Raw genomic sequence first — 9,814 nt, forward strand, 5'->3', positions numbered from 1 at the left:
TAGGTCGAGGCTAATGGCTGGGGGGGCTCTGCTCCTCCAGCACGGTGCCCGCGGCGATCCGGCCACCGTTGCCGTCCAGCTCGACGTCGCCCACGACGCTGACGCCCTCGCCGAAGGTCCAGTCGCCCTTGACCACCAGCGAGTGCGCCCGGCGCAGCGACGGCGCCCCCGACGGGAAGCGCTTGTCGAACTCCCCGACTAGCTTGTAGGGGCCCTCCAGGTCGACGAACGGCGTCTCGTCGGGCACCAGGTCCAGGCCGAAGTCGGGGCCCATGTCGTAGGCGTCGGAGCGCAGGACCAGCAGCTGGCTGGTGCTCTTGACCGGGATGAAGCGGGCCCGGGTGACCTCGATGATGCGGGCGTCCTCGAAGACCTCGATGGCCGCGCCCATGGCGGTCTCGATCTGGATCACCTTCGGGCTCGCGGCGTCGCTGGGGTCAGTGGTCTTCTCGTTGCGGATCAGCGGCAGGCCCAAGATGCCGTCGCGGCGGTCGAGCTCGTCGCGCATCGCCACCAGGTCGAACCAGATGTTGTTGGTGGAGGCGAACCGGTGCTGGTCGAGGTCCTGCAGCTTGGCCAGGTCCTCGGGCAGGGTCTGGGCGGTCTCGCGCAGCACGATGCGGCCGTCGTTGACCCGGGTGGCGAAGTGGCCCCCCTTCTTGTCCGCCGCCGTGCGCCGCACCGCCTCGATGGCGAAGGGTGCGCCGCTCCGGGCGAACCAGCCGGCCACCGCCTTGTCGGGGGTGGCGCCGAGGTTGTCGGAGTTGGAGACGAAGGCGTAGCGGAAGCCGGCGTCGATGAGCTCATCGAGCAGACCCGTGCCCCGCAGCGCGGTGTAGATGTCGCCGTGCCCGGGCGGGCACCACTCCAGCTCGGGGTCGAGGCTCCAGGTGACCGGCTCGAGGTTGTCGACCCGGATCTTGGGCTCCTTGTTCTGCAGGAACTCCAGCGGCAGGCCGTCGACGGCCAGGTCGTCGTAGCGCGCGAGCGCGGCCAGGGTGTCCTCGGAGGTGCGGAAGGAGTTCATCAGCACCAGCGGCAGCTGGGCGTCGTACTCCTTGCGCAGGTGCAGCACCTGCCGGGCGATGACGTCGAGGAACGAGAGCCCGCGCCGCACGCACAGCAACGACTTCGCGCGGTCCATCCCCATCGACGTGCCCAGGCCGCCGTTGAGCTTGATGACGGCCGTCGCGCGGATCGCCTCCAGCTGCGCGTCCTCGGGCACCTCCTGGTCGGCCAGGGCGGGCGCGTTGACCGGCGCGATGGCCGACTCGGGGATCATCCCGGTCTCGCCGTGCTGGACCAGCCGGTAGTAGTGCGAGAAGACGTCGATCGCGACCTGGTCCACGCCGGCCTCGGCCATCTTGGCCTGCGCCATCGACAGGCCACGACTCTCCTTGCCACCCATGTCAACGACTTTAGGCTGCGGGCGTGTCGCACCGCGAACCCAGCCCCGTCAACGCGAGCAAGGAGGCCCTGCGCGATCAGCTGCTCGCCGCCCGTCGGGAGGTGTCGGTGGCCCAGATCGCCAGCCGAGCCAAGCTGGTCGCCGAGCACCTCCTCGACGAGGCCGAGGTGCGCCGCGCAGCCACCGTGGCGGCCTACGTGTCAGTAGGGCGCGAGCCCGGCACCGGTCCTCTGCTCGACGCCCTCACCGACGCCGGCAAGCGCGTCGTGCTGCCGGCGCTGCAGCCCGACGGCGATCTCGACTGGGCGCTCTACCGGGGACCGGACTCGCTGGCTCCCGCCCGCCGCGGGCTGCTGGAGCCGGTCGGGCCGCTGCTGGGGCCCGCGACCGTCGCCACCGCCGACGTGGTGCTCGTGCCCGGTCTCGGCGTCGACGGCCGCGGTCGTCGGCTGGGCCGGGGCGGCGGCTCCTACGACCGCGCGCTGGCCCGGGTGCCGGTCGGCACCTTCGTGTGCATCGTGCTCAACGCCGCCGAGGTGCTCGACGCCGTGCCCACCGAGGCCCACGACCGGCCGGTGAGCGCCGTCGTCACCGAGGACGGCGTGCGGCGGCTCACCGCAGGGTGAGGACGTCGGCCGCCTGCCGGCGCACGCTGGCCAGGGAGGCGGGCCAACCGATGGTGCGACCGTCGGCGAGCAGACCCGCCTGGTCGAGGTAGCTGCCGTCGAAGGCGTGGCCCGAGGCGCCGGTGGCCACCACCCAGCGACTGCGGTCGAGGTGGCCGAGGTCGACGACCATGCGGGCGGCCGGTGCGGTGGTGACGTCGTAGACGTCGCTCTGGTCCCCGGTGTCGAGGGAGGCGTCCCAGGAGGTCTGGGCGACCGAGCCGACGCCGCCCGCCGCGCCACCGCCGTCGCGGTCCAGCAGCAGCCCGCCGAGCCCGCCCACCAGGGGGCTGGCCAGCCGCAGCCGGTGGAAGTGTCCCCAGGTCCACTGGCCGGGCTCGCGGGCCTGGCCGCGCACCAGCTCGGTACGCGCGGCGCGCATCGCGCGCTCGAGGATGTCGTCGCGGTGCTCGACCTTGGTGGTGTCGGCGTCGTCCCACCACGGGTCGTCGGGGTGCTGCAGCAGGTCGGCCATCACCGCGATCCAGCGGGTGCTGCCGTCCGGCCACAGCGAACGGCGCAGCTGGTCGTGGAAGGTGAGGGCGAGCAGGTTGCGCCACACCGCGTTGGTGTAGGCGGCCGCCGACGACCCGGGCGGCTCGGCGTAGTCCCAGCTGGCCAGCAACCGCCGGCCCGAGGCCTGGTAGGAGGAGTGCAACGGCACGTCGAGCAGGTAGGGCACCAGGATCGGCGCCATCGGGTTGCGGGTGTCGCCCTGGATCCGCGACATGTCGGCCAGGCGCATCCGGGCGCCCTCCTGCATCCCGGTGCGCAGCAGCCGCAGGATCCGGGCGCTGCGGTAGCCCTCGTCCCAGCCCGAGCTGCTCGCCGAACCGGTGCTGGGGGCCTGATCGGCGGCGACGATGATCCCGGAGGCCGGGTCGAGGCTGGTCGGCAGGTCGGCGTAGGCGACGAACTGCCCGGTGGGGTCGTCCGCCGGCAGCCAGCCGGGCACCGGCAGCCGGCCGGTGACACCGGCGGGCCGCACCGGGATGGCGCCGGTGGCCTGGTAGCCGATGTGGCCCGCGGTGTCGGCGTAGACGATGCCCGAGGCCGGGGAGGTCAGCAGCGCCGCGGCCGCCTGGAGGTCGGTCCAGTCCTGGGCCCGGTCGAGCGCGAGGATCGCGTCGAAGGAGCGCGACGGCGTCAGTCCCGGCCAGCTCACCGCGACGGCGTACCCGCTGCCGCGGTCGGGCGAGCCGTCGGGCACCGCTGCGTTGGCCCCGGTGCTCGAGAGCCGAGCCGAGACGTCGGAGAGCAACGGGCCGTGGCGGCTGCTCCTGACCGTGATCGTGCGGGTCCGGCCGCCGGCCACCCGGATCTGCTCGTCGTGGGTCGTCAACGGCTGCTCCTGGTCGCCGACGAGCGCCGAGCCGCCGCTGACCTTCTCCAGGTACAGGTCCGTGTCGTCGGCGTGCAGGTCGCTCAGCGCCCAGGCCACCTTCGCGTCGTGACCGGAGAACACCCCGGGCACGCCGGCGTAGGTGAGCCCGGAGACGTCGTAGGGGCAGGACGCGGAGACCGTGCGGCAGTGCAGTCCCACCTGGTAGAGCTCGCCGGGCAGGGAGGTGTCCAGGTGCGGGTCGGCGGCCAGCAGCGGCTGGCCCGTGGTGGTGAGGCGTCCCGAGACCACCCAGGCGTTGCCGCCGGGGGTGTCGGCGCCCACCCCGGCACCGGGGATGGATGCCTGCGAGGACGGCACGATCGGCGGGTGGTCACCGGCGTCGTAGCCGGGGTCGAGGTCGTCGGTGTCGCTCGACGTACGGCCCACCTCCAGGTCGGCGCCGGTCATCTCCTGCGACACCCCACCGCTGTGCTGCCAGGCCAGCTGCTTGAACCAGGTCAGCGAGTCCACCGGCGTCCAGTCGGCCGGGTGGTAGTCGGTGCTCAGCGAGAGCACGGTGTACTCCAGCGACGCGTCGCCGCCCGAGTGCTGGTCGAGCCAGCCGTTCACCCCCTCGCTGAAGGCCGTGAGCGCGCGCTGGGTGTCGTCGGAGAGCCCGTCCAGCTCCTGCTGCGCCACCGCGCGGAAGCCCATCGTCCGCGCCACGAGGTCCTGCGGCACGGCCCGCTCGCCGAGCAGCTCGGCCAGCCGGCCCGACGCCGCGTGGCGGCGCTCGTCCATCTGCCAGAACCGGTCCTGGGCCTCGACGAAGCCCTGGGCGCGGAACAGGTCCTCGCTCGTGGAGGCCCAGATCTGCGGGACGCCGTGGGCGTCGCGGTAGACGCTCACGCGCCGGTCGAGGCCCGGCAGCCGCAGCGTCCCGGACGTCTGGGGCAGCGGGCGGCGCACCACCACCACGCCGGCGATCGCCGCGATCACCGCCAGCAGCAGGAGGAGCACGATGCCCTGCACGACGTAGCGGGCGGGCGCCGGCCAGTCCGAGAAGCGGTCGCCCCGGGGAGGGCGCTCGGGCTGCTCGGTCGGGCTGGACATCGCGGCATATTGTGCCGGGTCGTAGAGTTAGCACTCGTGTCTGGCGAGTGCCAGCACCAGTTCGAGGAGGGGCACGTGCCGACCTACCAGTACTCCTGCACCGAGTGCGGCCACTTCTTCGAGGAGTTCCAGAGCTTCTCCGACGACGCGCTCACCGAGTGCCCGGTGTGCGGCGGCCGGCTGCGCAAGGTGTTCAACGCGGTCGGCGTGGTCTTCAAGGGCTCCGGGTTCTACCGCACCGACAGCCGCGACTCCGCCTCGAAGGGCGGCTCCTCGGAGAAGTCCGACTCCTCGGCCACGTCCAGCAGCAACTCGGCGACGTCGTCCTCGACGTCATCCTCGACGTCGTCCTCGGACTCCGGCTCGGGCTCGTCCTCGACCTCCTCCAGCGCGAGCGGGAGCAGCTCCAGCACCTCCTGACCTGCGGTTTCTCCCTGGCTGTGGATGACGCCCCGGTGTGGTCCGGGGGCGTGGCTAGCGTCCTCGACGTGAGAGTCCACCACCTGCTGCGCGAGCTGCGACGGCGGCTGCTGCTGCACCGTCGGCTGCTCGCCGCCCTCGCTGCGGCGGCGGCCGTGGCGCTCGGCCTGCAGGCAGCCCGGCCCGCAGCGCCGGCCACCGTGGCGGTGTGGGTCGCCGCCGACGACCTGGCCGGCGGGGCGGTGCTGCACCGTGCCGACCTGCGCACGGTGGCGCTCCCGGCGGGCGACGTCCCCGCCCACGCACCACCGGCCCGCACGCTGATCGGCCGGGCGCTCGTCGCGCCGGTGCGGGCCGGCCAGCAGCTCAGCGATCTCAGCGTCGTCGGCCGTGCCGTCGGGGCGCGCTACCCGGGTCGCGACGTCGTGCCGGTGCGACTGGGCGACGCGGGCGCCGCCGCGCTCCTGCACGCCGGCGACCGGGTCGACGTCGTGGCCGGCGACCCGCGCGGCGACGGCTCGGGCCGGCTGCTCAGCCGAGGCGCCCAGGTGGTCACCGTCCCCTCGGTCTCGCAGACTCCTGCCACCGGCGAGGAACCCACCGGGCGGCTGGTGCTGCTCGCGGTGGCCGAGGACGACGCGGTGGCCGTGACGGCCGCCGGGCTCGGCGGCTACCTCGGCGTCGTGTGGACCGATTAGTGTCCACCCGTCAGATCTTGGGAGCACAGAAAGGCACGACTCATGACGGGCTTCAAGAATTTCATCCTGCGCGGCAACCTGATCGAACTCGCGACCGCGTTCATCATGGCCGCCGCCTTCGCTGCCGTCGTGACGGCCACCGTCACGATCATCATGGACCTGATCGGCAAGATCGGCGGCACCCCGAACTTCAGCGACTACACCCCGGGCGGCATCCACGTCGGCGCCTGGATCACCGCGGTCCTCTCGTTCCTGATCATCGCCGCAGTCGTCTACTACGCGATCGTGCTTCCCTACACCAAGGCCAAGGAGCGGTTCTTCCCGGCCGAGCCCGAGGGCACCCCGGCCGACATCGCGCTGCTCACCGAGATCCGCGACGCCCTCGTGGCCCAGCGCGGTGGCACGGCGGGGCCGGCAGGCCCCACCGCCTGAACCTGGCGCAGCCCGCTCAGCGGCCGGTGATCTCGTCGAGCTCGGCGAGGTCGCCGGCCGTGGGCGTCCACGCGCCGGCGGCGACGTTGGCCCGCACCTGCTCGGCCGAGGTGGCACCGGCGATGACGCTGGCGACGCTCGGCTGCGCGGCCAGGCCGCCGATCGCGATGTCGAGCAGCCCGATCTCGCGCTGCTTGGCGAAGGACTCCAGCGCCTCGACGACGTCGAAGACCTCGTCGGTCAACCGCGACTCCATGCCCCAGTCCTTGATGCGCGTACCCGCAGCCGCCTCCTCGCCGCGCCGGTACTTGCCGGTGAGCAGACCACTGGCCAGCGGGAAGTACGGGAGCATCCCGACGCCGTAGTGCTCCAGGGCCGGCACCAGGTCGGCCTCGACGCCGCGCTCGAGCCACGAGTACTCGTTCTGGGCGCTGACGAATCGCTCGAGGTGGGTCGAGCGGGCGACCCAGTCCGCCTCGGCCACCTGCCAGCCGGTGAAGTTCGAGCTGCCCAGGTAGCGCACCTTGCCCTCGCGCACCAGGTCGTCGAGCGCCGAGAGCGTCTCCTCGATCGGCGTGGCCGGGTCCGGGCGGTGCAGCTGGTAGAGGTCGATCCAATCGGTGCGCAACCGGCGCAGCGACGCCTCGACGGCCTTGCGCACGTAACGGCGCGAGCCGCGGGCGCCCCAGTCCTCGCCGTTGTCCAGGCCGCGGCTGCGCACGTCGCTGCCGAACTTGGTGGCCAGCACGACGTCGTCGCGCCGGCCCTGCAGCAGCTCGCCCAGCCGCTCCTCGGAGGCGCCGTAGGAGTCGGCGGTGTCGAAGAGCGTGATCCCGGCCTCGAGGGCGGCGTCGACCACCTCGCGACTCTGGTCGAGGTCGAGCTTCATCCCCAGGTTGTTGGTGCCCAGCCCGACCGAGGAGACCACCAGGCCGGAACGTCCCAGACGTCGAAAGTCCATGCTGCGAACGTACCGGGCTGCCGAATCTTGGCGGAGGCTCAGCCCCCGTGGTGCGGCGGCCGCTGCGCACGCCACCAGGCGTCGTCGCGACCCGCGCGCTCGCCGGGCTCCGGGGTGTCGTCGGAGGTCTGGTCGGTGTCGTCGCCGAAGACCTCGGCGAGCCGGCGGCGCTGCTCGGGCGTGAGCTCGGGCGAGCTCACGTGCACAGCCCGTTCTCCTCGGCCGTCTCCTTCTTCTGCTCCTCGGTCTGCGCCTTGTTGTTCTTGAGCGTGAAGGTGCCGGCCTGCACCGCGGCGTCGCCGTAGTCGACGTCGCTGCTCGCCGAGGCCGAGGGGCTGCTGCTCGCCGACGCGCCGCTGCTCGGGCTGGCCGAGCTGCTGGAGCTGGCCGAGCTGCTGGGGGTGCTGTCGGAGGCCTTGACCACCTGGGAGGTGTACGCCGAGCCGAGCGGCCGGTCGTAGCGCATCTCCTTCCATAGCCCGGCTGCGGCGGCGGTCAGCTCCACCCGGTTGGTGTCCTCGGGGTAGGGCTGCCAGGGTGCGGTGACGAACTGGACGTTGTCCAGGCCGATGTTCTTCAGCGACTCCCCCAGCGAGGCCAGCTGGCGCAGGTGGGCGAAGCCGGGGTCGGTGGTCAGCGAGCTGGTGGCGGCGTTGAGGAACTTCAGCAGCCGCACCGGGTTGGCCAACGTGCCGGCCGAGACCGCCTTCTTGATCATGGCCGCGACGAAGGTCTGCTGCCGCTTCATGCGGCCGATGTCGCCGTTGGCGGAGATGCCGTGCCGCACCCGCACGTAGTCCAGCGCCTGCTCGCCGGTGACGTTGTAGGTGCCGGCGGCCAGGTGGATGCGTCCGGTGGTGTCGTTGACCTCTTCGGGCACGCACACCTGCACGCCGCCCAGGGCGTCGACCATCTTGCGGAAGCCGTTGAAGTCGACCACCACGAAGTGGTCGATGTGGACGTTGGTGATGTGCTCGACGGTGGTGATCGTGCACAGCGCACCGCCGATGGCGAAGGCCGCGTTGAACTGGGTCAGGCCGCCCGGGTCGGTTCCCTTGCCGTCCTTGCGCTTGCACGCGGGCCGCTCGACCATCGTGTCGCGCGGGATGCTCACGCCGTACGCCGAGGAGCGGTCGGCCGACAGGTGCAGCAGGATCGTGGTGTCGGAGAGGCCGGGCGTGGAGCCGGCGACGGCCTTGCCCTGGCCCTTGCGGGTGTCGGAGCCCATCACCAGCACGTTGAGCGGCTCCTTGGAGCCGGTCTGGACCTTGGTCGGCCGGTCCTTCAGCGTGTTCAGCCCGCTGAGGCTGGTGATGTTGCCCTCGAAGTGCTTGTAGAGACCGACGCCGACGGCGCCGACGATCAAAACGAGCGACAGCCCCACCACCAGCAGTCGCTTGGCGACACGTCGGCCGCGGCCGGTCGCGGTGCTCGCGCGGCGCTTCGGTACGTGGTCTGACAAGTCTGGACCCCAGGGAAGGTCGGTGGCCCAGTCGGCTCGGGCACGGGAATCTGAGTCTTATTGTGCTGGGTCGCCCCAGCAGACTCCAACACGCCGCTCGCAACCCGGCGCTCACACGCGCGGTCGACGCCTGATCCGGACGCCCGGCTCGGCCGACCTGCACCGCCCCGGTCGGGCGATGGGAGGATGTGCGGCACGCCCCAGTAGCTCAGTGGATAGAGCAGCCGCCTCCTAAGCGAAAGGTCGCCAGTTCGACTCTGGCCTGGGGCACGTCGACCGCCGCGAGCGAAGCGAGCAAGGGAGGCGGGAGCCGAGTCGTCGCATTCGCGCAGCGGCGCCCGCCGCGCGAAGCGCGCTTCACGGTGGTGCGGGAGTGCGACGACTCGGCGAGACCACCACCAAACGGTGACGTGCGAGCCGACCGAAAGCAGAACCGGTTGGCCTGAACCCGGGGCACGCACAAGCGACGCCTCACCACACAGGACATGCGGACAAGCGACGCCTCACCGCCCCACACGCGCGGAGATGTGACGCCTCAGCGGAACATCGGTTCCCCGATGTAGGAGCCCTCCCGCGGGGCCGGGGGCACGAAGAAGACCGCCGAGCCGACGTGCGAGATGTACTCGTTGAGCTGGTCGGAGGCGCCGAGCTTGGTCTGCAGCGTCTCGAAGGCCGCCGGGTCGTTCTGGTAGGAGATGAACAGCAGGCCGGCGTCGAGCAGGCCGTAGGAGTTGATCCCGTCGGAGTAGTTGTAGCCGCGGCGCAGGATCTTCAGGCCGTCGTTGTTCTCGTGAGCGGCCAGCGCGATGTGGGAGGTGGCGGGTATGACCGCCTCGCCGCCGGTGGTCTTGGCGAAGTCGGGGGTGGTGAACTCGGTGCCGCCGCTGAGCGGGGCGCCGGAGACCTTGTGCCGGCCGAAGACGTCGTTTTGGTTGCTGACCCGGTTGGTGTCCCAGTTCTCGATGTGCATCTGGATCTTGCGCACCACCTGGTAGCTGCCGTGCCGCTGCCACGACGGGCCGTCCTTGACCCACACGAACCGCTCGAAGTCCGGCTCCTCCTTGAGGTTGCGGGTGCCGTCCTTGTAGCCCATCAGGTTGCGCGGCGTGGACTGGTTCTTCCCGGCCGAGGCGCGCCCGAATCCGATGACGGTCCAGAAGGTCGAGGCGGTGCCGGTGTCGCGCGCGATCCGGGCCAGGTCGTGGATGGCGTGGTAGGCCACCTGCGGGTCGTCGGCACAGGCCTGCAGCGACAGGTCGCCGCCGGTCAGCGCGGGCTGCAGGGCGTCGCTGGGCAGCGTCGCGAGATCGCGCAGCAGCGGGGGCCGGTGG

General features: G+C 71.9%; 10 protein-coding genes and 1 tRNA gene. 5 read left to right on the forward strand and 6 right to left on the reverse strand.

Annotated features, from left to right (window positions below; translation table 11 throughout):
- Positions 1 to 10: 10 nt before the first annotated feature.
- On the reverse strand, positions 11 to 1,408 hold the full coding sequence (locus D9V37_RS14865; protein WP_121806977.1) for a UTP--glucose-1-phosphate uridylyltransferase: 1,398 nt from the start codon (positions 1,406 to 1,408) through the stop codon (positions 11 to 13).
- Positions 1,409 to 1,431: 23 nt separating this feature from the next.
- Here D9V37_RS14865 and D9V37_RS14870 point away from each other — a divergent pair, with 23 nt between their 5' ends.
- Positions 1,432 to 2,034 (forward strand): 5-formyltetrahydrofolate cyclo-ligase, encoded by a 603-nt coding sequence (locus tag D9V37_RS14870; RefSeq protein WP_121806978.1) that lies wholly within the window; start codon positions 1,432 to 1,434, stop codon positions 2,032 to 2,034.
- Here D9V37_RS14870 and D9V37_RS14875 read toward each other — a convergent pair.
- Complete coding sequence (locus tag D9V37_RS14875) at positions 2,021 to 4,510, reverse strand: penicillin acylase family protein (protein WP_121806979.1); 2,490 nt, start codon at positions 4,508 to 4,510, stop codon at positions 2,021 to 2,023. The two genes, D9V37_RS14870 and D9V37_RS14875, sit on opposite strands and share 14 nt — an antisense overlap.
- A 36-nt stretch (positions 4,511 to 4,546) precedes the next feature.
- Between D9V37_RS14875 and D9V37_RS14880 the strand changes: the two genes are divergently transcribed.
- The 3 genes from D9V37_RS14880 (at position 4,547) to D9V37_RS14890 (ending at position 6,060) form a co-directional block, all read left to right on the forward strand.
- Complete coding sequence (locus tag D9V37_RS14880) at positions 4,547 to 4,930, forward strand: FmdB family zinc ribbon protein (protein ID WP_332835755.1); 384 nt, start codon at positions 4,547 to 4,549, stop codon at positions 4,928 to 4,930.
- Positions 4,931 to 4,998: 68 nt separating this feature from the next.
- Positions 4,999 to 5,628: a CpaB family protein gene (locus tag D9V37_RS14885; protein ID WP_121806980.1), complete on the forward strand. Its 630-nt coding sequence runs from the start codon at positions 4,999 to 5,001 to the stop codon at positions 5,626 to 5,628.
- Between the two features lie 42 nt (positions 5,629 to 5,670).
- Entirely contained in the window at positions 5,671 to 6,060 is a 390-nt protein-coding gene (locus D9V37_RS14890) for an MscL family protein (protein ID WP_121806981.1), read from the forward strand.
- A 16-nt stretch (positions 6,061 to 6,076) separates the two neighbouring features.
- Here D9V37_RS14890 and D9V37_RS14895 read toward each other — a convergent pair whose 3' ends face one another.
- From D9V37_RS14895 to D9V37_RS14900, 3 genes are read right to left on the reverse strand one after another with little or no spacing between them, the layout of a single operon-like run.
- Positions 6,077 to 7,021: an aldo/keto reductase gene (locus D9V37_RS14895; RefSeq protein ID WP_121806982.1), complete on the reverse strand. Its 945-nt coding sequence runs from the start codon at positions 7,019 to 7,021 to the stop codon at positions 6,077 to 6,079.
- A 38-nt stretch (positions 7,022 to 7,059) separates the two neighbouring features.
- Positions 7,060 to 7,221 carry a hypothetical protein gene (locus D9V37_RS20515; protein ID WP_198412579.1) on the reverse strand — a complete coding sequence of 54 codons (162 nt, stop codon included), beginning with the start codon at positions 7,219 to 7,221 and terminating at the stop codon, positions 7,060 to 7,062.
- A complete protein-coding gene (locus tag D9V37_RS14900; protein WP_121806983.1) occupies positions 7,218 to 8,483 on the reverse strand; it encodes an LCP family protein in 1,266 nt (421 codons plus the stop codon). The genes D9V37_RS20515 and D9V37_RS14900 overlap by 4 nt, the downstream gene beginning before the upstream one ends.
- A 197-nt stretch (positions 8,484 to 8,680) precedes the next feature.
- On the opposite strand from D9V37_RS14900, the gene D9V37_RS14905 reads away from it, so the two are divergent.
- Positions 8,681 to 8,753 (forward strand) — tRNA-Arg (locus D9V37_RS14905).
- 265 nt (positions 8,754 to 9,018) lie between these two features.
- On the opposite strand, the gene D9V37_RS20735 is transcribed toward D9V37_RS14905, so the two are convergent.
- On the reverse strand, positions 9,019 to 9,814 hold a 796-nt coding region (locus tag D9V37_RS20735; RefSeq protein WP_232524938.1), incomplete at its 5' end, for a Dyp-type peroxidase.

Origin of the sequence: Nocardioides mangrovicus, assembly GCF_003674065.1 — a bacterium.
GTDB lineage: Bacteria > Actinomycetota > Actinomycetes > Propionibacteriales > Nocardioidaceae > Marmoricola > Marmoricola mangrovicus.